Source organism: Burkholderia pyrrocinia (assembly GCF_001028665.1).
GTDB lineage: Bacteria > Pseudomonadota > Gammaproteobacteria > Burkholderiales > Burkholderiaceae > Burkholderia > Burkholderia pyrrocinia.
On the sequence record NZ_CP011503.1, the window covers coordinates 1,849,068 to 1,869,740 of the forward strand.

General features: G+C 66.3%; 19 protein-coding genes. 9 read left to right on the plus strand and 10 right to left on the minus strand.

Annotated features, from left to right (window positions below; genetic code table 11):
- Positions 1-297: 297 nt before the first annotated feature.
- The 4 genes from ABD05_RS08565 to ABD05_RS08575 all read left to right on the plus strand — a co-directional run bounded on the left by ABD05_RS08565 (position 298) and on the right by ABD05_RS08575 (position 5,960).
- A complete protein-coding gene (locus ABD05_RS08565; protein WP_047899747.1) occupies positions 298-3,291 on the plus strand; it encodes a ribonucleoside-diphosphate reductase subunit alpha in 2,994 nt (997 codons plus the stop codon).
- Between the two features lie 363 nt (positions 3,292-3,654).
- Positions 3,655-4,866, plus strand: coding sequence for a ribonucleotide-diphosphate reductase subunit beta (locus tag ABD05_RS08570; RefSeq protein ID WP_047899748.1), 1,212 nt, complete (start codon positions 3,655-3,657; stop codon positions 4,864-4,866).
- Positions 4,867-4,948: 82 nt separating this feature from the next.
- Complete coding sequence (locus ABD05_RS35910; protein ID WP_082146071.1) at positions 4,949-5,275, plus strand: hypothetical protein; 327 nt, start codon at positions 4,949-4,951, stop codon at positions 5,273-5,275.
- Between the two features lie 28 nt (positions 5,276-5,303).
- Complete coding sequence (locus ABD05_RS08575; RefSeq protein ID WP_047899749.1) at positions 5,304-5,960, plus strand: histone H1-like DNA-binding protein; 657 nt, start codon at positions 5,304-5,306, stop codon at positions 5,958-5,960.
- Between the two features lie 213 nt (positions 5,961-6,173).
- Here the strand turns inward: ABD05_RS08575 and ABD05_RS08580 are convergent, their stop codons facing one another.
- The 10 genes from ABD05_RS08580 to ABD05_RS08625 all read right to left on the minus strand — a co-directional run bounded on the left by ABD05_RS08580 (position 6,174) and on the right by ABD05_RS08625 (position 14,411).
- On the minus strand, positions 6,174-6,647 hold the full coding sequence (locus ABD05_RS08580) for an outer membrane lipoprotein (protein WP_047899750.1): 474 nt from the start codon (positions 6,645-6,647) through the stop codon (positions 6,174-6,176).
- A 19-nt stretch (positions 6,648-6,666) separates the two neighbouring features.
- Entirely contained in the window at positions 6,667-7,605 is a 939-nt protein-coding gene (locus ABD05_RS08585) for a carbohydrate kinase family protein (RefSeq protein ID WP_047899751.1), read from the minus strand.
- A gap of 94 nt (positions 7,606-7,699) precedes the next feature.
- Complete coding sequence (gene tpx, locus ABD05_RS08590; RefSeq protein ID WP_034182673.1) at positions 7,700-8,203, minus strand: thiol peroxidase; 504 nt, start codon at positions 8,201-8,203, stop codon at positions 7,700-7,702.
- Between the two features lie 73 nt (positions 8,204-8,276).
- Positions 8,277-9,617: a zinc-ribbon and DUF3426 domain-containing protein gene (locus ABD05_RS08595; RefSeq protein WP_047899752.1), complete on the minus strand. Its 1,341-nt coding sequence runs from the start codon at positions 9,615-9,617 to the stop codon at positions 8,277-8,279.
- 45 nt (positions 9,618-9,662) lie between these two features.
- Positions 9,663-10,565 carry a 50S ribosomal protein L11 methyltransferase gene (prmA, locus tag ABD05_RS08600; protein WP_047899753.1) on the minus strand — a complete coding sequence of 301 codons (903 nt, stop codon included), beginning with the start codon at positions 10,563-10,565 and terminating at the stop codon, positions 9,663-9,665.
- 2 nt (positions 10,566-10,567) lie between these two features.
- Positions 10,568-11,935, minus strand: a complete 1,368-nt coding sequence (gene accC, locus ABD05_RS08605) for an acetyl-CoA carboxylase biotin carboxylase subunit (protein WP_047899754.1) — start codon at positions 11,933-11,935, stop codon at positions 10,568-10,570.
- An 85-nt stretch (positions 11,936-12,020) separates the two neighbouring features.
- Positions 12,021-12,494 carry an acetyl-CoA carboxylase biotin carboxyl carrier protein gene (gene accB / locus ABD05_RS08610; RefSeq protein WP_047899755.1) on the minus strand — a complete coding sequence of 158 codons (474 nt, stop codon included), beginning with the start codon at positions 12,492-12,494 and terminating at the stop codon, positions 12,021-12,023.
- A 66-nt stretch (positions 12,495-12,560) separates the two neighbouring features.
- Positions 12,561-13,013: a type II 3-dehydroquinate dehydratase gene (aroQ, locus tag ABD05_RS08615; protein ID WP_011350880.1), complete on the minus strand. Its 453-nt coding sequence runs from the start codon at positions 13,011-13,013 to the stop codon at positions 12,561-12,563.
- 194 nt (positions 13,014-13,207) lie between these two features.
- Positions 13,208-13,759 (minus strand): TlpA family protein disulfide reductase, encoded by a 552-nt coding sequence (locus tag ABD05_RS08620; protein WP_047899756.1) that lies wholly within the window; start codon positions 13,757-13,759, stop codon positions 13,208-13,210.
- 7 nt (positions 13,760-13,766) lie between these two features.
- Positions 13,767-14,411, minus strand: coding sequence for a hypothetical protein (locus ABD05_RS08625; RefSeq protein ID WP_047899757.1), 645 nt, complete (start codon positions 14,409-14,411; stop codon positions 13,767-13,769).
- 235 nt (positions 14,412-14,646) lie between these two features.
- Between ABD05_RS08625 and mpl the strand changes: the two genes are divergently transcribed.
- The 5 genes from mpl to mtgA all read left to right on the plus strand — a co-directional run bounded on the left by mpl (position 14,647) and on the right by mtgA (position 20,381).
- Entirely contained in the window at positions 14,647-16,032 is a 1,386-nt protein-coding gene (mpl, locus tag ABD05_RS08630) for a UDP-N-acetylmuramate:L-alanyl-gamma-D-glutamyl-meso-diaminopimelate ligase (RefSeq protein WP_047899758.1), read from the plus strand.
- Positions 16,029-16,598, plus strand: a complete 570-nt coding sequence (locus tag ABD05_RS08635) for a YqiA/YcfP family alpha/beta fold hydrolase (RefSeq protein ID WP_047899759.1) — start codon at positions 16,029-16,031, stop codon at positions 16,596-16,598. Before mpl ends, ABD05_RS08635 begins: the two co-directional genes overlap by 4 nt.
- A gap of 80 nt (positions 16,599-16,678) precedes the next feature.
- The gene (locus tag ABD05_RS08640) at positions 16,679-18,766 is read left to right on the plus strand and encodes an RNB domain-containing ribonuclease (protein WP_047899760.1); all 2,088 of its coding nucleotides are present in this window, start codon (positions 16,679-16,681) and stop codon (positions 18,764-18,766) included.
- The gene (gene aroE, locus ABD05_RS08645) at positions 18,763-19,629 is read left to right on the plus strand and encodes a shikimate dehydrogenase (RefSeq protein WP_047899761.1); all 867 of its coding nucleotides are present in this window, start codon (positions 18,763-18,765) and stop codon (positions 19,627-19,629) included. Before ABD05_RS08640 ends, aroE begins: the two co-directional genes overlap by 4 nt.
- Before the next feature lie 14 nt (positions 19,630-19,643).
- Positions 19,644-20,381: a monofunctional biosynthetic peptidoglycan transglycosylase gene (gene mtgA, locus ABD05_RS08650; protein WP_047899762.1), complete on the plus strand. Its 738-nt coding sequence runs from the start codon at positions 19,644-19,646 to the stop codon at positions 20,379-20,381.
- Positions 20,382-20,673: the final 292 nt, after the last annotated feature.

Genomic DNA, 20,673 nt, shown 5'->3' on the forward strand with positions numbered 1-20,673 from the left:
ATATAGTGTGTGTCGCAGGGGAAAACCCGAGCGGCACCGGCCGGCGGGCAACGCCGGCGGACAGGGTTCTCAGGGCGGCGCGTCAGGCCGGGCGGTCCGGGCGTCGCGATCAGCGCAGCGAACTTCGACGGGGCAGGGTACACATGACGAAGCACACGACCGGCTCGGTTGTCGCGCATCGACCGAACCGGCTTCCCCGGCGTATCGCTCGCCTCTTACCGCTCGCGCACCGCATTGCGCAGCGTTCGTTTTAATCCGCGGTTCTCTCCGCACCATCCAACACCAGGAGCTTTGCACATGCAAACCACCGACAACGCGACGTCCCAGTACGAGAGCGCCTCGAGCCGTCCGCTCGGCGGGACCGAACAGGGCGCGAAGGCGCTCGCGCCGCAGGCTACGTTCGCCGACTACAAGGTGATCCGCCGCAACGGCAGCGTCGTATCGTTCGAGCCTTCGAAGATCGCGATCGCGGTGACCAAGGCTTTCCTGGCCGTCAACGGCGGGCAGGGCGCGGCATCGGCGCGCGTACGCGAGCAGGTCGAACAACTGACGCACAGCGTCGTGCGCGCGCTCGTGCGCAGCCGCCCGAACGGCGGTACGTTCCATATCGAAGACATCCAGGATCAGGTCGAACTCGCGCTGATGCGCGGCGGCGAGCACAACGTCGCGCGTGCGTACGTGCTGTATCGCGAGAAGCGTCACCTCGAGCGCCAGCATGCAGGCGAGGAAGCAGCGGCGGCAGGCGGCGAGTCGAGCACCGGCATCAACGTCGTCGACAACGGCGTTTCGCGCCCGCTCGACCTGAACGCGCTGCGCGCGCTGATCGTGTCGTCGTGCGATGGCCTCGGCGCTGCGGTTAACCCTGAGCCGATCGTCGCGGAGACGGTGAAGAACCTGTACGACGGCGTGCCGATGAGCCAGGTCTACGACTCGGCGATCCTCGCTGCGCGCACGATGATCGAGAAGGATCCGGCATACAGCCAGGTCACGGCCCGCATCCTGCTGCACACGATCCGTCGCGAGATCCTCGGCGAGGAAGTGGTGCAGGCAGAGATGTCGGCCCGCTACGCGGAATACTTCCCGCAGTTCCTGAAGCGCGGCGTCGACGCCGGCCTGCTCGACGACAAGTTGCTGCAGTTCGACCTGAAGCGCCTCGGTGAAGCGCTCGACGCGAACCGCGACCTGCAGTTCGGCTACCTCGGCCTGCAGACGCTGTACGACCGCTACTTCCTGCATGTCGAAGGCACCCGCATCGAAATGCCGCAGGCATTCTTCATGCGCGTCGCGATGGGCCTGTCGCTGAACGAGATCGACCGCGAAACGCGCGCGATCGAGTTCTACAACGTGCTGTCGAGCTTCGACTTCATGAGCTCGACGCCGACGCTGTTCAACTCGGGCACCCACCGCTCGCAGCTGTCGTCGTGCTACCTGACGACGGTCGCGGACGATCTCGACGGCATCTATGAGGCGCTGAAGGAAAACGCGCTGCTGTCGAAGTTCGCCGGCGGTCTCGGCAACGACTGGACGCGCGTGCGCGCACTCGGCTCGCATATCAAGGGCACGAACGGCAAGTCGCAAGGCGTGGTGCCGTTCCTGAAGGTCGTGAACGACACGGCCGTCGCGGTCAACCAGGGCGGCAAGCGCAAGGGCGCGGTCTGCGCGTACCTCGAATCCTGGCACCTCGACATCGAGGAATTCCTCGAGCTGCGCAAGAACACGGGCGACGATCGCCGCCGTACGCACGACATGAACACGGCGAACTGGATTCCCGACCTGTTCATGAAGCGCGTGATGGAAGGCACCGACTGGACGCTGTTCTCGCCGTCGACCTGCCCGGACCTGCACGACAAGTTCGGCGCCGATTTCGAGAAGGCTTACACGGCTTACGAAGAGAAGGTCGCGCGCGGCGAGATCAAGCTGTTCAAGAAGATCCCGGCGGCGCAGCTCTGGCGCAAGATGCTCGGCATGCTGTTCGAGACGGGCCACCCGTGGATCACGTTCAAGGATCCGTGCAACGTGCGCTCGCCGCAGCAGCACGTCGGCGTCGTCCACTCGTCGAACCTGTGCACGGAAATCACGCTGAACACGAGCGACACCGAAATCGCGGTGTGCAACCTCGGCTCGGTGAACCTCGTCGCCCACCTGGTGAAGCAGGCCGACGGCAGCTACGCGCTCGACCACGACAAGCTGAAGCGCACGATCAGCGTCGCGATGCGCATGCTCGACAACGTGATCGACATCAACTACTACGCGGTGCCGAAGGCGCGTAACTCGAACCTGAAGCACCGTCCGGTCGGCATGGGCATCATGGGCTTCCAGGACTGCCTGCACCTGCTGCGCACGCCGTACGCGTCGGAAGCGGCGGTCGAGTTCGCCGATCGTTCGATGGAAGCGGTCTGCTACTACGCGTACCACGCGTCGACCGAACTGGCCGAGGAACGCGGCCGCTACTCGAGCTACCGCGGCTCGCTGTGGGATCGCGGCATCCTCCCGCAGGACACGCTGAAGCTGCTGGCCGAAGCGCGCGGCGGCTACGTCGAGGTCGACACGTCGGAGTCGCTCGACTGGACGACGCTGCGTTCGCGGATCGCCGCGCACGGCATGCGCAACTCGAACTGCGTCGCGATCGCGCCGACGGCGACGATCTCGAACATCATCGGCGTGTCGGCATGCATCGAGCCGACCTTCCAGAACCTGTACGTGAAGTCGAACCTGTCGGGCGAATTCACGGTGGTGAACGAGTACCTCGTTCGCGACCTGAAGGACCGCGGCCTGTGGGACGAAGTGATGGTCGCCGACCTGAAGTACTTCGACGGCATGCTGTCGCGCATCGACCGCATCCCGGCCGACCTGCGCGCGATCTACGCGACCGCGTTCGAAGTCGACCCGACGTGGCTGGTCGAAGCGGCATCGCGTCGCCAGAAGTGGATCGACCAGGCGCAGTCGCTGAACATCTACATGGGCGGCGCGTCGGGCAAGAAGCTCGACGAGGTCTACAAGCTCGCATGGCTGCGCGGCCTGAAGACGACCTACTACCTCCGCACGATGGCGGCGACGCACGTCGAGAAGTCGACGGTCGCACACGGCGCGCTGAATGCAGTGCCGACGGGTGGCGGTTCGAGCAGCGGCGGCGCGCAAGGCGCGGCAGGCGGCTTCGGTGCGGCGGGCGGCAACGCGTCGTCGGGCGCGATCGGTGCAGCGGCGGCGCTCGCGCCGGTCGAGGCCGACGGTCCGGTGTGCACGATGCGTCCGGGCGATCCGGGCTTCGACGAATGCGAAGCGTGCCAGTAACGCAGCGCGCCTGACCTGAAGATGTGCCGGGCGGCGCGCACGACGACCGATCGAGGTTGAAGTGTGCGCCGCTCTCAACTAAAAAAATGATAAGGAATCTGTAACGCGGCACCTGCGTTGCAGGCAGTGACAAGCGATCGAAACATCCCCGACGACGTCGCGTTTCGATCAGCGTTCGATGCGTCGAGCGCACCTCGCGATACACGCGCGACACACGTCGCGCTCTGCATGAACGACGATGCGTTGCTCAAAGTGTTGTATCGAGGTCGCAACGCGAATCGAAAAAAGGATTTTTCGTGAGCGAACCCTTTTATCGCTCAGGAAAAGATGGTACAAACCGTTCTAAATTGATGGTGAGAATTTATGCTCAACTGGGATGACGAGAAGACTGCCGTAACTCCCGCGAGCGGAGCGCAGCACAACGCGATGCGCGCCCCCGCAGGAGTGGCTGTCGGAATGCAGGCTGCGTCGCCTGCCGCCCATCAGGTCCGCGACATTTTCGAAGGCGATCTTGCGGTGCCGCCGCAGGCATCGGCTGTTCCCGCCGGCGGTTCGGAAGCCCGGGTCAATGTCGCCGACAAGCGCATCATCAACGGCCAGACTGACGTTAATCAGCTGGTGCCGTTCAAGTACAAGTGGGCGTGGGAAAAGTATCTGGCCGGTTGCGCGAACCACTGGATGCCGCAGGAAATCAACATGTCCCGCGACATCGCTCTGTGGAAGGACCCGAACGGTCTGACCGAGGACGAGCGCCGCATCGTGAAGCGCAACCTCGGCTTCTTCGTGACGGCCGATTCGCTCGCGGCGAACAACATCGTGCTCGGCACGTACCGCCACATCACGGCGCCCGAGTGCCGGCAGTTCCTGCTGCGCCAGGCGTTCGAAGAGGCGATCCACACGCACGCGTACCAATACATTGTCGAATCGCTCGGTCTCGACGAAGGCGAGATCTTCAACGCGTACCACGAGGTCACGTCGATCCGCGCGAAGGACGAATTCCTGATCCCGTTCATCCACACGCTGACCGACCCGGCCTTCAAGACCGGCACGCTCGAAGCGGATCAGAAGCTGCTGAAGTCGCTGATCGTGTTCGCCTGCATCATGGAAGGCCTGTTCTTCTATGTCGGGTTCACGCAGATCCTCGCACTCGGCCGCCAGAACAAGATGACGGGTGCTGCAGAGCAATATCAGTACATCCTGCGCGACGAGTCGATGCACTGCAACTTCGGTATCGACCTGATCAACCAGATCAAGCTCGAGAACCCGCATCTCTGGACCGCGGAATTCCGCGCCGAGATCCGCGAGCTGTTCAAGCAGGCTGTCGAACTCGAATACCGCTACGCCGAGGACACGATGCCGCGCGGCGTGCTGGGCTTGAACGCGTCGATGTTCAAGAGCTACCTGCGCTTCATCAGCAACCGCCGTTGCCAGCAGATCGGCCTCGATCCGCTGTACCCGAACGAGGAAAACCCGTTCCCGTGGATGAGCGAGATGATCGACCTGAAGAAGGAGCGCAACTTCTTCGAGACGCGTGTGATCGAGTATCAGACGGGGGGCGCGCTGTCCTGGGAATAACCCGCAGCAGCGAACCCGTTACATGATGGAGCAGCCGGCGGCCTCTCGGCCCCGGCCCAAGGTTTAGGAGCAAGAACGCCTGATGCAAAGCATGCCCGGTGCCTTAGCGGCCCAACGATACGACCGGCACTTTGCGAACCCTTCAGTGGGATGGGCAAACTTCCCTCCGGATAAAGCGGACAGCCGTGTGGCGGTCCGCTTGATCAAGCGATTAGGGGTAGCGGCGCGAGGTGCGCCGGCTACCGACTTGATTTGGCGCGCGAGGCCATGGGGCCACGCGCGCCATACCGTATTCATTAGCGTAAGCGCGCGGTATCCGCGTACGCCGATGAATAGCCCGCTTCGAAGCGCACGTCCTGAACAGCGTCCGCGGGAAGCGGGTTTTGACGAAGGGTGTAGTTTGAACTGACTCTCATCTGAACCTGAAGGAGAACAACATGGCTACCGCCAAGAAGAAACCGGCTGCTAAGAAGGTTGCTGCCAAGAAGACCGTTGCGAAGAAGGCTGCTGCTCCGGCGAAGAAGGCCGCTGCAGTGAAGAAGGTTGCTGCGAAGAAGGTCGCGGTGAAGAAGGTTGCCGCGAAGAAGGCAGCACCGGCGAAGAAGGCCGCCGCGAAGAAGGTCGCAACGAAGAAGGTTGCAGCCAAGAAGGTCGCAGCCAAGAAAGTCGCAGTGAAGAAGGTTGCTGCGAAGAAGGCAGCGCCGGCCAAGAAGGCCGCTGCGAAAAAGGTTGCAGCCAAGAAAGTCGCAGTGAAGAAGGTTGCTGCGAAGAAGGCTGCACCGGCTAAGAAGGCTGCTGCGAAGAAGGCCGCGCCTGCCAAGAAGGCCGCCGCGAAGAAGGCTGCGCCTGCGAAGAAGGCTGCTGCGAAGAAGGCTGCGCCTGCCAAGAAGGCCGCCCCTGCGAAGAAGGCTGCCGCTCCGGCGACGAAGGCTGCTGCGCCTGCGAAGAAGGCTGCTGCTCCGAAGAAGGCCGTCGTGAAGAAGGCTGCGCCGGCAACGACCGCGTCGACCGCATCGGTTGCGCCGGCATCGGGCGTGAAGACCGCGCTCAATCCGGCAGCGGCATGGCCGTTCCCGACCGGCAGCCGTCCGTAATCGCGGCTGACCAGCACCACCCGGACACTCACGTGGTGTCCGTGGGTTGAGTAGCGCTACTCAATCAGTCCCGCCATCTGGCTCAGGTGGCGGGATTTTTTTCGTCCGTATACGCCCATGTGCCGGCCGCGGCGAGTACGGACGAAAAAAAACGCATGTGCAGCTTCGCACATGCGTTCGACCGCGGCTTGCGCCGCGTGCTGAGGTACCTGGTTAGTGCGTGACGCGCGTGACGCCGCCGCTCGACAGCAGTCGCACACGCTCGCCGGCGCGGAACGCTTCGCCGCTCGCTGCCTGCGTGATCGAGCGCAGGTCGCCGTTGTCGAGGCGCACGGTGATTTCGACACCGTTCGCCGTGCTGAGGTTTTCGCCGACCGCGTTGCCCGCGACCGCGCCGACGAGGCCGCCGGCGATCGCCGTCAGGATCGATCCCTTGCCGCCGCCGATCGCGCTGCCTGCGACTGCGCCGAGTGCGCCGCCGCCGAGCGTGCCGATCGCGCTGCCGCCGCCGTCGGACTGGATGCGCACCGCACGGACGCTTTCGACCACGCCCATGCGGACCGTCTGTTCGCGCTGCGCCTGGCCGACGCTATAGACATCTGCCGAACCGGGGGCCGTGAAGCAGCCGGCGAGGGTCAGCGTGGCCGTCAGCATGGCCGCGAGCGTGAGGGTTTTTTTCGTCAACATCTTTGCTCTCCCACAATATTCATTTGAGACTGTAACCGAATGCAGCCTCGAAGCGCGCATCGATTTCGGCGCGCGTCAGTACGTAAGTCTGGGGCCCCTGGTGGGCGATCTTGATCGAGCCCATCAGGCTCGCGAGGCGGCCCGTGGTTGCCCAGTCGAGGCCATTCTCGATGCCGTACAGCAGGCCGCCCCGGAAGGCATCGCCGCAGCCGGTCGGATCGACGACACGCTCGGCACCCACGACGGGAATCTGTTCTTCGCCGTTTTTGTGAAGAATGGTAGAGCCGTGCTCGCCGCGCGTGATGATCAACGCCTGAACCCGGCTGGCGATTTCCTGTTCGGACCAGCCCGTCTTGTCGCTGACGAGCTTGCCTTCGTAGTCGTTGACCGCTACGAACGTCGCGAGTTCAATGATGCGGCGCAGCGTCGCACCGTCGAACAGCGGCAGGCCCTGGCCCGGATCGAAGACGAACGGGATGCCGGCCTTCGCGAACTGTTCGGCGTGCTGGACCATCCCGTCGAAGCCGTCCGGCGCGACGATGCCGAGCTTCACGCCCGCCACTTCGTCCGCGCGGTTCAGGTGCGACTGCATCATCGCGCCAGGGTGGAATGCGGTGATCTGGTTGTTGTCGAGATCGGTCGTGATCATCGCCTGCGCGGTGTGCGTTTCCGGCACCACGCGCACGCTGGCCTTCGACAGGCCGAGGCCGTCGAGGCGTTCGAGATAGCGGTCCGCGTCGTTCGCGCCGACCGTCGCCATGATGCGCGCGTCGCCGCCGAGCATGTGGAGCGCGTAAGCGATGTTCCCCGCGCAACCGCCGAATTCGCGTCGCATCGTCGGCACGAGGAAGCTCACGTTGAGAAGGTGAACCTGGTCGGGCAGGATGTGCTCGCGGAACCGACCTTCGAAGGTCATGATGTTGTCGTAGGCGAGCGAGCCGCAAATCAGCGTAGTCAAGGCGTGCGTTCCTGTAGAGAGCAAAGGGAAGCGGCCGCCCGGCCGGCGCGGAGGGCCCGTCGGGCCTCGCGCGGCAGGGCCGGGCGGCAGCGGGTTACTTCAGTGCGGCGAGCGCGGCGTCGTAGTTCGGCTCGTCCTTGATTTCGCCGACGAGTTCCGCGTGGATCACCTTGTCCTGCGCGTCGAGCACGACGACGGCACGTGCGGTCAGGCCGTTCAGCGGGCCGCTCGTCACGTCGACGCCGTATGCGTTCGCGAATGCGCGGCCAGTGCGGAACGTCGAAGCCGTCACGACGTTCGCGAGGCCTTCGGTCGTGCAGAAGCGCGTGGCGGCGAACGGCAGGTCGGCGGACACGACCACCACGACCGTGTTGTCGAGCGACGACGCGGCTTCGTTGAACTTGCGGGTCGACGTCGCGCAGGTCGGCGTGTCGAGGCTCGGCACGATGTTCAGCACCTTGCGCTTGCCGGCGAAGCTGGCGAGCGACAGGTCGGCGAGATCCTTGCCGACCAGCTTGAAATCGGCGGCTTGGGCGCCGACGGCCGGGAACGTGCCGGCGAGATCGATCGGGTTGCCACCCAGCGTAACTTTGCTCATGTTCGTGCTCCGAAATAGCGCGCCGCTTGGGCGCGCGGGTTGAGACGGGCGCGCAGGCGCGCGCCGCGGCGCGTCACGGATAGAAGATCTGGACGCGGAAATTCGAGGCGGGCGCGCCGTTCGTTTCGATGCGGACGACCATCGTCTGCGTCGTGCCGGGCGGCAGCCCGGCGTCGATCGGCGTGCCCGGGCGCACGTAGTCGCGCGGCGCGAGCACGCGGCGCACGGTGACGTGATTGGTGTCGTCGAGCAGCGTCAGTTCGAGCGACGGGTACGCGAGTGCGACGTGGTAGCGGTTCGTCAGCGGCACCTTCAGCTCGAGCACGCGCGGGCCGTCGAGCTGGCGCAGGTCGGTCGCGTCGAGCCGCAGGCCGTCGATCGCGCGCGGCGGCGCGACCGTGCAGCCGAGCGGCGCGCAGGCCTGACGGAACCAGCCCTGCGTTACGGGCCAGTAGATCATCAGCGTTTCACGTTGCCACCACGCGAGTTGCGCGACGAGCAGCACGGCCAGCACCGCGGCGACGAGGCCGCCGAAAAAGCCGCCGAGCAACCCGCGCCGCTGCGGCGCGCGCGTCTCGCGTGTGACGGCGAAGTGCGGGCGATCGTCGTCGGTCAGCGCGGCCGGGAACGGCGCGGCGGGCGTGTCGGTGGGCGCGGCAGGCGTTTTTTCGTGCCGGGTGACGGCATCGGGTTCGGATCCGGTTTCGGGTGCGGTTACGGCCGGCGCCGGCGTGAACGCAAAACGCGGTTCGCGCGGAGCGCGCTCGTCGTCCGGCACTGCGAAGTGCGCGTTGCCCACGGGTTCGGCGTCGTTGGTAGCGGCTTCTGCTTCCGATGGAGTGTGGGCGACGAAGCGGGGCTCGTGCGGGTCGCGATCGACGGGCACGGGCGCTGCTTCGGTTTCCTGTTCCGTCTGCTTCGAATGCGGTTCGGTCGGTTGCGCGGCGTCAGCCGATGCGTCCAGCTCGGCCGGGGACGGGAACGACGCGGGCGTACCCGACAGGTGAACGACGCCGGCGTCGGTGGACGGGAGCGCGACCGGCACCAGCGGTTCGGTGCGCACGGTCTGCACGTTGTGCTGCAACGACGGATCGACGCCGGCGTCGAGCCAAGGCGCCCACATGTCCCAGCCTTCCGGCTTGTAGTCGAGGTCGGACGGCGACCCGGCCGGCGCGTCGGCCGTGAACAGTCGTGCGGGCGCGGCCGGGTGGTGCGCGTCGCCGTCGTGCGGCGCGGCAGCCGTTTCGGTCAATGCCGGTTCGGGCTGCTGCGCGTGCTCGGGGACGAGCGATTCCGATGCGTTGAAGACTTCGTGGCAATGCCCGCAGCGCACGAGCCCTTGATGCAGCGAGAGCTGTTCCTGCTGCAGCCGGAAGACGGTTTCGCAATGAGGGCAGCGCGTCGCAAGAAGCATGTCGAGCCGGGCGGCCTGCTGGCCAGAGTGAAGGACAGCGCTATTCTAATGGCTTTCCCGCCGGGTTCCGGCGAGGCATACCCAACCTTCGTGTTCGCGCCAGACCGAGATGTCGATGTAGCGCGCATAGACGGCCGCGACTTCGTCCGCCTGGCGCGCGAGCACGCCCGACAGCGCGATGCGCCCGCCCGGTTTGACCTTCGACGCCAGCATCGATGCCATCAGCTTCAGCGGGTTCGACAGGATGTTCGCGACGACGATGTCGAATTCGCCGTCCGGGCACGCATCGGGCAGCCCGTACGTGACTTCCGCCCGGTTGCGCTCGCTGTTCTGCCGCGCCGATTCGACCGCCTGCGGATCGATGTCGATGCCGATGACGGGGTTCGCCCCGCATTTCTTCGCGAGGATCGCGAGAATGCCGGAGCCGCAACCGTAGTCGAGCACCGACTGGCCGGGCTTCACCGACTGTTCGAGCCATTCCATGCAAAGGCGCGTGGTCGGATGGCTGCCGGTGCCGAACGCGAGGCCGGGGTCGAGTTCGAGTACGAGCGCGTCGGGATCGGGCGCGTCGTGCCACGACGGCACGACCCAGATCCGCTCGCCGATCGGGATCGGCTCGAACTGCGATTGCGTGAGCCGCACCCAGTCCTGTTCCTCGACTTCGCGGACGTCGAACTTCGGCGCGCCGGCGAGGCCGATCTCGTTCGCGGCGGCCGCGAGCAGCACGGCCGGCTCATGGTCGGGCGACAGCAGTGCGACCACGCGCGAGTGCTGCCACGCGGTGCGATCGGGCACGAGGCCGGGCTCGCCGAAGAGCGGCTGTTCGTCGGGCGTGTCGGCGTCGGCGTCCTCGACGGACACCGACAGCGCGCCGAGGTCGAGCAGCGCGTCGGACAGTGCCTCCGCATGCTCACGGGCCAGTTCGACGACGAGTTCGCGATAACTCATGCTTACGCTTCTTCCGGTGCGACCTGCTGCTTCTGCGCGAGCCGGTTTTCGAGGTAGTGGATGCTGGTGCCGCCTTCGACGAACTTCGAATCGATCATCAGCTCGCGGTGCAGCGGGATGTTGGTCTGGATGCCTTCGACGACCATCTCCGACAGCGCGATGCGCATCCGGCTGATCGCCTGCTCGCGGGTCGCGCCGTAGGTGATCAGCTTGCCGATCATCGAATCATAGTTCGGCGGCACGAAATAACCATTGTAGGCGTGCGAGTCGACGCGCACGCCGGGGCCGCCCGGCGTATGCCACGACGTGATCCGGCCCGGCGACGGCGTGAACTTGAACGGATCTTCTGCGTTGATCCGGCATTCGATCGCATGTCCGCGGAACTGGATGTCGCGCTGGCGCAGCGCGAGCTTCTCGCCGGCCGCGATGCGGATCTGCTCCTGCACGATGTCGACGCCCGTGATCAGTTCCGACACCGGGTGCTCGACTTGTACGCGCGTGTTCATCTCGATGAAGTAGAACTCGCCGTTTTCGTACAGGAATTCGAACGTGCCCGCGCCGAGGTAGCCCATCTTCTTGCACGCGTCCGCGCAGCGGTCGCCGATGCGGTCGATCAGGCGGCGCGGAATGCCGGGCGCCGGCGCTTCCTCGATCACCTTCTGGTGACGGCGCTGCATCGAGCAGTCGCGCTCGCCGAGCCAGATCGCGTTCTTGTACGCGTCGGACAGCACCTGGATCTCGATGTGGCGCGGGTTCTCGAGGAACTTCTCCATGTACACCTGCGGGTTGCCGAACGCACGGCCGGCTTCCTCGCGGGTCATGTTGACCGCGTTGACGAGCGCGGCCTCGGTGTGCACGACGCGCATCCCGCGCCCGCCACCGCCGCCTGCCGCCTTGATGATGACCGGGTAGCCGATCGCGCGCGCAATCTTGACGATCTCCTTCGGATCGTCCGGCAACGCGCCTTCCGAGCCCGGCACGCACGGCACGCCGGTCTTGATCATCGTCTGCTTGGCGGTGACCTTGTCACCCATCATGCGGATCGTTTCCGGGCGCGGGCCGATGAACGTGAAGCCCGACTGCTCGACGCGTTCCGCGAAATCGGCGTTCTCCGACAGGAAGCCGTAGCCGGGGTGGATCGCCTCGGCGTCGGTGACTTCCGCGGCGCTGATCAGCGCCGGCATGTTCAGGTAGCTCAGGTTCGACGGGGCCGGGCCGATACAGACGGCTTCGTCCGCGAGGCGCACGTACTTGGCTTCCTTGTCGGCTTCCGAGTAGACGACCACCGTCTTGACGCCGAGCTCGCGGCACGCGCGCTGGATGCGCAGCGCGATTTCACCGCGGTTGGCAATGAGGATTTTTTCAAACATAGCGAGTATTCGTCTCTTCGAGGGGCGCGCGAACGGCGCCTGGCGAGCATCGGCGGCGCGCGGCCGGGTTAGCCGCGCGGCGGACTTAGCCGATCACGAAAAGCGGCTGGCCGTATTCGACGGCCTGGCCGTTCTCGACGAGGATTTCCTTGATCACGCCAGCCTTGTCCGACTCGATCTCGTTGAGCAGCTTCATCGCTTCGATGATGCAGATCGTCTGGCCTTCCTTGACCGTGTCGCCGACCTGGACGAACGGGTCCGCGCCCGGCGACGGCGCGCGATAGAACGTGCCGACCATCGGCGACGTCACGACGTGGCCCTGCGGGACGGCCGGCGCGGCTGCGGCGCCGGCTGCCGGCGCAGCGGCACCTTCGGCCGGCAGCGCGACCGACGGAGCGGGCGCGCTGAATTGCGGGGCATACCCAGCCGTCGGCTGCACGTAGACCGGCGGCGCGTTCTTGACGATGCGCACCTTGCCTTCGCCTTCCGTCACTTCCAGCTCGGAGATGCCGGATTCGGAAACGAGGTCGATCAGAGTTTTCAGCTTACGAAGATCCATCGGGAATTCCCCTTTCAATACGTGAAAGCGCCGGTTAGGGGCCGGCGCTGAATCTAGATCGCGAATTCAGCCGCGCGACGTGCCTTGCAGCTTGTCCAGCGCGTACTCGAGCGCGTACAGATAACCTTTCCAGCCGAGCCCGCAGATCACGCCTTCGGCCTGGTCGGAAAAGTAGGAGTGGTGCCTGAACGCTTCGCGGCGATGCACGTTCGACAAATGAACCTCGACGAACGGGATGCCAACGCCGGCGATCGCGTCCCGGATCGCGACGCTCGTGTGCGTATACGCGGCCGGATTGATCAGGATGAAATCGGTCTGTTCCTCCCGCGCGGCCTGGATGCGGTCGACCAGCGCGCCTTCATGGTTGCTCTGGAACGACGACAGTTCGGCGCCGGCTTCCCGGGCGCGCGCGGCAAGCGCCTGATCGATCTGCGCCAGCGTGACGCGGCCGTACACCTCCGGTTCCCGGGTGCCGAGAAGGTTCAGGTTGGGGCCGTGCAGCACCAGCAATCGTGTCATGGTCGCTTCTATTTCTGCGGAATTGCGCGAACTTTAGCGCTATTTAGAGAAATTTGTCTAGTTTTGCCGAACGGCCGGGCGCGTCGGACCCGCAAGAATTACCGATGCGGACGCAAAGTATCGGCGAATTCACGCGAAATTGCGTCGATCGACGCACAAATCGCCGCCAACGTGCGGGCCGCCGTTCAGGCGGGTTACAGCGCGTCGAGGGTCTTTTTCAGCTCGGCCGGCTGGATTTGTCCTAATTTTGTCTCGCGAATCTTGCCGGTTTCGTCGATGACGACCGTAAACGGCAACGCGCCAGCGGTATTTCCGAAATTACGGGCCAGATCTGCGCCCGCATAACCGCTGACGAAGATGGGGTAGTCGACCTTCACTTTCTGCAGGAAGGTCTTCACGTTTTGATCGGAATCGACGCCGATCCCGATGAAACGGATGCCTTTCTGCTTGTATTGGTGCGACAGCGCGACGAGCTCGGGCATCTCCTCGACGCACGGGCCGCACCATGACGCCCAGAAATTGACGACGACCTTCTGGCCCTTGAAGGCGGCCAGCGTGGCCGGCTTGCCGTCGACACTCGTCAGCGACGCCGCCCACAACTGGTCGACCGGGCTGCCCTGTGCGGCGGGCGCGGCGACGGCGACGCCGTCGTCGGCCGTGCCGCGGAACCAATGGCCGGCGGCGACTCCGCCGGCGACGGCGGCGGCCGCGACCACCGCGAGCGCCAACATGCGTTTCATCATCATCGTTGAATCATTCCGGTTCGGAAGGGGCTTTGCCTGCTTCGACGAGCGCGCGCAGCGCGGCGGCATCCGCGCGGGCGACACGGCCGCGCGAGTCGGCCTTGACCGCGCCGCGCAGGTCGTCGCTCGCATAAAGCGCGAGGTGGATGCCGATCGCGTCCACGTCGCGCCGCGGGCGCCACAGGAAACTGAGCGTCTCGACATCGCCGCGGCCCGCGAAGTGCCGCGTCTCGGATACGTCGTACTGGACGTTCTGGTTCAGCAGGTAGATCGCAACATCCTTCGGGTTGTCGGTAAATGCCTGCAAATGGATGTCCGAATGCGCGTTCGCGGTGCCGTTCAGCACGGCGCCCGTCACATACGGACGGAACTCGGCGAGCCGGCGCATCCAGTCGAGCGCGATCTCGCGCAGCAGGCGCAGTTCGTCCGGCTGCGTGTCGCTCTGGAACAGCGCGAGGTACTCGCGGAGTTCTTCCTCGATCTGGTCGTTATCCGGCAGCCATTCACCGGCAACGCGAGAATCACCCAGCAACTGGCGTGCGGCCTTGCGTTTCGCGCTGGCGTAGTCCAGCCCGTCCTCCGCGATCAGGCGGGCGGCGGACTGGGCGATTTCCTCGCGGACGCGCCGCGGGTCGACAAGAGGTTTGCGAGACATGATCCGGCAATCATACTAGATCGCCGCAGCGCCAGAGCGCGGCTGCGGCGGCCTGCCGCCCGGCGCACCGGCGGCGTTTGCATGCATCGTTCGGGCCGCCGGGCATGGCAGGCCGTCAGTTACAATACTGCTCTTTGTGTCGCGGCGACGAGCGCCGGTCGCACGGCCTGTCCGGCGCGCCGCAGACGCATCTTTTCCGAATCGACGGCGCCCGGCGGCGCGAAAGCATTCATCTATGCACATCCACATTCTTGGCATCTGCGGCACCTTCATGGGCGGTCTCGCCGTACTCGCGCGCGAGGCGGGCCACACGGTGACGGGTTGCGACGCGGGCGTCTATCCGCCGATGAGCACGCAGCTCGAGGCGCAGGGCATCACGCTGATCGAGGGCTACGGCGCCGAACAGATCGACCTGAAACCGGACCTGTTCGTGATCGGCAACGTCGTCACGCGCGGCAATCCGCTGATGGAGGCGATCCTCGATCGCGGCCTGCCGTACGTGTCGGGCCCGCAGTGGCTCGGCGAGCACGTGCTGGCCGGCAAATGGGTGCTCGCGGTCGCCGGCACGCACGGCAAGACGACCACGTCGTCGATGCTCGCGTGGCTGCTGGAAGACGCGGGCCTGAACCCGGGCTTCCTGATCGGCGGCGTGCCGCTGAACTTCGGCGTGTCGGCGCGGCTCACCGATTCGAGCTTCTTCGTGATCGAGGCCGACGAATACGATACGGCGTTCTTCGACAAGCGCTCGAAGTTCGTCCACTACCGGCCGCGCACCGCGGTGCTGAACAACCTTGAATTCGATCACGCTGACATCTTCCCGGATCTCGCCGCGATCGAGACGCAATTCCACCACCTCGTGCGCACCGTGCCCGGTGTCGGCCGGATCGTCACGAACGGCCGCTCGGACGCGCTCGAGCGCGTGCTGGCGCGCGGCTGCTGGAGCGAGGTCGAGCGGTTCGGCGTCGATGGCGGCTGGCAGGCGCTGCCGGCCGAGGACGGCGTGCCGGTCGACGAGCGCTTCGCCGTGTATTCGCACGCGGAGCGCGTCGGCGAAGTCGCGTGGCAGGTGCAGGGCGACCACAACCGGATGAACGCGCTCGCGGCGATTGCCGCCGCGCGCCACGTCGGCGTGCCGCCCGCGCAGGCTGCCGCCTCGCTCGCTTCGTTCCGCAACGTGAAGCGCCGCATGGAAGTGCGCGGCAGCGTGGACGGCGTGACCGTCTACGACGACTTCGCGCACCATCCGACCGCGATCGACACCACGATCGCCGGCCTTCGTGCGCGTATCGGCAGTCAGAATGCCCGCATCCTCGCGGTGCTCGAGCCGCGCTCGAACACGATGAAGCTCGGTGTGATGAAGTCGCAATTGCCGGCGAGCCTGGCCGATGCCGATCTCGTGTTCGGCTACGGCGCGCCGACCGGGCGCGACGCGCTCGGCTGGAATCTCGGCGAGGCGCTCGCGCCGCTCGGCGACAAAGCGCGCGCGTACGACGACCTGCACGTGCTGGTGAAGGCTGTCGTCGAGGCTGCGCGTCCGGGCGACCACGTGCTCGTGATGAGCAACGGCGGCTTCGGCGGCGTGCACCAGAAGCTGCTCGATGCGCTCGGGAGCCGCACGTGATCCTGTACCTGCACGGCTTCCGGTCGTCGCCGGAATCGCAGAAGTCGCGGCTGCTCGCCGCACGCATGGCCGAACTCGGCCGCACGGACGAGTGGCGGTGCCCGTCGCTGTCCGTGTCGCCGCTCGACGCGATCGCCGTTGCGGAAGCCGAGGTTGCCGGTGCGCGCGACGTGACCGTCATCGGCAGCTCGCTCGGCGGCTATTACGCCACGTGGCTCGCCGAAAAGCACGGCTGGAAGGCCGTGCTGCTGAATCCGGCCATCGTGCCGCAGCGCGATCTCGAGCAGCATCTGGGCGAACAGCCGCTGTGGCACGGCGGCGGCACGATCGTCGTCGAGCGCCACCACCTGCACGAGCTCGACGCACTGCGCGTGCCGGCGATCACGCGCGCCGAACGCTACTATCTGTTCGCGGCGACCGGCGACGAAGTGCTCGACTACCGCGAGATGCTGGCCCATTACCCGGGCGCGAAAACGCGCGTGATCGAAGGCAGCGATCACGGCATCAGCGAATTTGCCGACTATGTCGACGACGTTCTCGCGTTTTGCGACGGAAAAGCGCGATAAACCGGCAGCGCGCCGATCGAATCCCTATCATCATGCGGCGCCGCCGACGCGGCGCCCGGCAGTCTGAACGAGAGTACTGAGTGAACGTTTTCTTCGAGGAATCGGGCAGTTTCAAGGCGGGCAGCGTGCTGTCGCGCCAGGGCGACGCATTTCAGGTCGAGTTGCCCGGCGGGCGGCGGGCGAAGGTGCGCGCGAAAGACGTGCTGATCGAATTCGACAAGCCGGCCGCGGGCGAACTGATGCAGGAGGCCGACACGACCGCGCAGCAGATCGATCTGGATTTCCTGTGGGAATGCGCGCCGGCCGACGAGTTCGCGTATACGGCGCTGGCCGAGGAGTACTTCGGCGCGACGTACGGCCCGGTCGAGCGCGCTGCGCTGGTGCTGCGGCTGCATGGTTCGCCCGTCTACTTCCGCCGCAAGGGGCGCGGCCAGTACCAGCGTGCGCCGGAAGAGCAGCTCAAGATGGCGCTCGCGTCGCTCGAGCGCAAGCGCCAGCAGGCGCTCGTCCAGGCGCAGTACGAAGAGGAACTGAAGGCCGGCAAGCTGCCGGAAGCGTTCGCGGGCAAGGTGCTCGGGCTGCTGACGCGGCCGGACAAGAACGCGATCGAATACAAGGCGCTGGAAGCGGCGGCCGGTGCGCGCGGCGTGTCGCCCGCGCGGCTGATGCTCGACTGCGGCGGCATCGCGTCGCCGCGTGCGTTGCACGAGGCGCGCTTCCTCGCGGAGTTCTTCCCGCACGGCACGGGTTTTCCGCCCGTCGCGGTCGGCGCGCTGCCGGACGACCTGCCGCGCGCGAACGTCGAGGCGTTCTCGATCGACGACATCACGACGACCGAAATCGACGATGCGTTCTCGGTCGAACACCTGTCCGACGGCCGTGTGCGGATCGGCGTGCACATCGCGGCGCCGGCGCTCGGCATCGTGCGCGGCGACGCGGTCGATGCGATCGCGCGCACGCGCCTGTCGACCGTCTACATGCCGGGCGACAAGATCACGATGCTGCCGGACGACGTCGTCGACGTGTTCACGCTGAAGGAGGGCGATTACCGCCCGGCGCTGTCGCTGTACATCATCGTCAACCGCGAAACGCAGGACATCGTCGCGAACGAGACGCGCGCCGAACTCGTGTTCGTGAAGAACAACCTGCGTCACAACACGCTCGACGAGCTCGTCAACGAAGAGACGCTCGCGGCCGGCACCGGCGACTATCCGCACAAGGACGACATCGCCGTGCTGTGGCCGCTCGCGCAGGCGCTGTTCGAGAAGCGCCAGCTCGCGCGCGCGGGCTACGGCCTGAAGCGCGAAGTGCAGCGCAACACCGACTACAACTTCTACGTCGACGGCGAGCACGTGTCGATCACGCCGCGCCGTCGCGGTTCGCCGCTCGACCTGATCGTGTCGGAGCTCGCGATCCTCGCGAACTCGACCTGGGGCGCGTTCCTGCACGACCACACGGTGCCCGGCATCTACCGCTCGCAGCGCGGTTTCGGCGCACCGGGCCCGAAACGTACGCGGATGCAGACGTCGGCCGCGCCGCACGAAGGCCTCGGTGTGCCGCAGTACGCATGGAGCACGTCGCCGCTGCGTCGCTACGTCGACCTCGTGAACCAGTGGCAGCTGCTCGCATGCGTGCAGCATGGCGTCACCGCCAAGCTCGCCGCGCCGTTCAAGCCGAAGGACGCCGACCTGTACGCGGTCGTGCAGGGCTTCGACGACACCTACACGGCCTACGCCGACTACCAGCGCCGGATGGAATATTTCTGGTGCCTGCGCTGGCTCGCGCAGGAGCAGAAGAAGCAGGTCGTCGCGAGCGTCGTGAAGGGCGATCTCGTGCGCCTCGAGGAAATTCCGCTGCTGCTGCACGTGCCGGGGCTCGGCGTGCATGCGCGCGGCACGCGCGTGCTGCTCGACGTGATGTCGCTCGACGAGCTGACGATCGAGGCATCGGTGCGGTTGCTGAACGTGCTCGACGCGCCGACCGTGACGAGCGGCGATGCGGCCGAGGAAGAGGATGACGCCGAAGGCGGCGACGACACGCTGATCGACGCGGAAGACGCCACGGCGGAAACCGAGGCGGAAGCGCTGGCCGAAGCGGACGGCGCGGCGGCAGGCGAGGGCGGCGAAGCCGCGAGCGGCAACGACAGCGAAGAGGGGCGCGCATCATGAACGCGGTTGCGTCGACGAGCGGCGCCGACCGCTACGTAGTGTTCGGCAACCCGGTGGCGCACAGCAAGTCGCCGTTCATCCACGCGCAGTTCGCCGCGCAGACCGGCGAGGCGATCGAGTACGCGCACCGGCTCGCACCGGTCGACGGCTTCGAAGCGGCCGTGCGCGCGTTCGTCGCCGAAGGCGGCCGCGGTGCGAACGTGACGGTGCCGTTCAAGCTCGAGGCGCATGCGCTTGCCGACACGCTGTCGCCGCGCGCGGCGGCGGCGGGCGCGGTGAACACGCTGCGCATCGATGCCGACGGCCGCATCCACGGCGACAACACCGATGGTGTCGGCCTCGTGCGCGACATCGAAGCGAATCTCGGCGTGTCGCTCGCGGGCGCGCGCATCCTGCTGCTCGGCGCGGGTGGCGCCGCGCGCGGTGTCGTGCTGCCGCTGCTCGACCGCGCGCCGCTGTCGATCACGATCGTGAACCGCACCGCAAGCAAGGCCGAGGCGCTCGTCGGCCAGTTCATGCAGGCCGCGCACGATGCGGGCTGCACGCTCGCGGGCGGCGGTCCCGACGTGGTGCGCGCGGAGCCGTACGACGTGATCGTCAACGCGACGGCCGGCAGCCTCGACGCCGCGCTGCCGGACTGCGACGCGGCCGCGTTCGGCGCGGGCACGCTGGCGTACGACATGATGTACGGCGCGCAGCCGACCGTGTTCATGCAGCATGCGGCGTCGCTCGGCGCGCGCACGGCCGACGGGCTCGGGATGCTCGTCGAGCAGGCGGCCGAATCGTTCTTCATCTGGCGCGGCGTGCGGCCGGACGGCGCACCGGTGCTGGCCGCGCTGCGCCAGGCGCTCGCGGCGAGCTGAACGGGGCGCGGCAGGTGGCGGCGGTAAGCGGCATGCAGCGCGCGCGGACGGTGAGCCCGGCCCGCTGGATCGTCTACGCGGGTGCGGTGTTCGCAGGCGCGTGGCTCGCGACGCAATTGTTCTACCTCGCGCAGATCGCGCTGTGGTCGTTCGTGAACCCGGGCTCGACCGCGTTCATGCGCACCGACGCATGGTGGCTGTCGCGCGACAAGCCACCCGCGCAGATCCAGCACCAGTGGGTGCCGTACGACCAGATCTCGCGCAACCTGAAGCGTGCGCTGATCGCATCCGAAGACGCCACCTTCGCGACCAACAACGGCTACGACGTCGACGCGATCCTGCAGGCGTGGGAGAAGAACAAGGCGCGCGGCCGGATCGTCGCGGGCGGTTCGACGATCACGCAGCAGCTCGCGCGCAACCTGTTCCTGTCGCGCGAGAAGAGCTACATCCGCAAGGGGCAGGAGCTCATCATCACGTGGATGCTCGAAACGGTGCTCGACAAGGAGCGGATCTTCGAGATCTACCTGAATTCCGTCGAATGGGGCCGCGGCGTGTACGGCGCCGAAGCGGCCGCGCGCTATTACTACAGGATTCCCGCGAGCCGGCTCGGCGCGTGGCAGTCGGCGCGTCTCGCGGTGATGCTGCCGAAGCCGCGCTGGTTCGACGCGCATCGCGGCTCGGCCTACCAGGCACAACGCGCGGCAATCATCGCCCGCCGGATGGGCGCGGCCGAGCTTCCGCAATCGGAGTGAACGGCGCGCTCGCGCCGTCGCATTGTCCGTTCCGCCGCCAATGCGCGATTGGTGCGCTGCAGCGCATTCGTGTCGCGCGCATTTCGGGCCACATCCTTTAGACGAATTCGTCTATTTCGCTTTGCTGAGCAATGCCGGCGACCGCGCGATTTTGTTTGCCGATATGGCACGAAATCCGCGCATTTTTAGTATTCCCGGGTAAACGCGAAAGACGATGAAAGGCGCGTGAAATGCGACGTTTTGCGAATCGAAGCATTCCTGAAAGGTGTGCGCCGCACCGGCTGCCGGCCAA

Bases quoted from the DNA above. Each gene is read 5' to 3' on its own strand.
- ABD05_RS08565 (WP_047899747.1), top strand. From the start codon at position 298: ATGCAAACCACCGACAACGCGACGTCCCAGTACGAGAGCGCCTCGAGC.
- ABD05_RS08570 (WP_047899748.1), top strand. From the start codon at position 3,655: ATGCTCAACTGGGATGACGAGAAGACTGCCGTAACTCCCGCGAGCGGA.
- ABD05_RS35910 (WP_082146071.1), top strand. From the start codon at position 4,949: ATGCAAAGCATGCCCGGTGCCTTAGCGGCCCAACGATACGACCGGCAC.
- ABD05_RS08575 (WP_047899749.1), top strand. From the start codon at position 5,304: ATGGCTACCGCCAAGAAGAAACCGGCTGCTAAGAAGGTTGCTGCCAAG.
- ABD05_RS08580 (WP_047899750.1), bottom strand. From the start codon at position 6,647: ATGTTGACGAAAAAAACCCTCACGCTCGCGGCCATGCTGACGGCCACG.
- tpx (WP_034182673.1), bottom strand. From the start codon at position 8,203: ATGAGCAAAGTTACGCTGGGTGGCAACCCGATCGATCTCGCCGGCACG.
- ABD05_RS08595 (WP_047899752.1), bottom strand. From the start codon at position 9,617: ATGCTTCTTGCGACGCGCTGCCCTCATTGCGAAACCGTCTTCCGGCTG.
- prmA (WP_047899753.1), bottom strand. From the start codon at position 10,565: ATGAGTTATCGCGAACTCGTCGTCGAACTGGCCCGTGAGCATGCGGAG.
- accC (WP_047899754.1), bottom strand. From the start codon at position 11,935: ATGTTTGAAAAAATCCTCATTGCCAACCGCGGTGAAATCGCGCTGCGC.
- accB (WP_047899755.1), bottom strand. From the start codon at position 12,494: ATGGATCTTCGTAAGCTGAAAACTCTGATCGACCTCGTTTCCGAATCC.
- aroQ (WP_011350880.1), bottom strand. From the start codon at position 13,013: ATGACACGATTGCTGGTGCTGCACGGCCCCAACCTGAACCTTCTCGGC.
- ABD05_RS08620 (WP_047899756.1), bottom strand. From the start codon at position 13,759: ATGATGATGAAACGCATGTTGGCGCTCGCGGTGGTCGCGGCCGCCGCC.
- ABD05_RS08625 (WP_047899757.1), bottom strand. From the start codon at position 14,411: ATGTCTCGCAAACCTCTTGTCGACCCGCGGCGCGTCCGCGAGGAAATC.
- mpl (WP_047899758.1), top strand. From the start codon at position 14,647: ATGCACATCCACATTCTTGGCATCTGCGGCACCTTCATGGGCGGTCTC.
- aroE (WP_047899761.1), top strand. From the start codon at position 18,763: ATGAACGCGGTTGCGTCGACGAGCGGCGCCGACCGCTACGTAGTGTTC.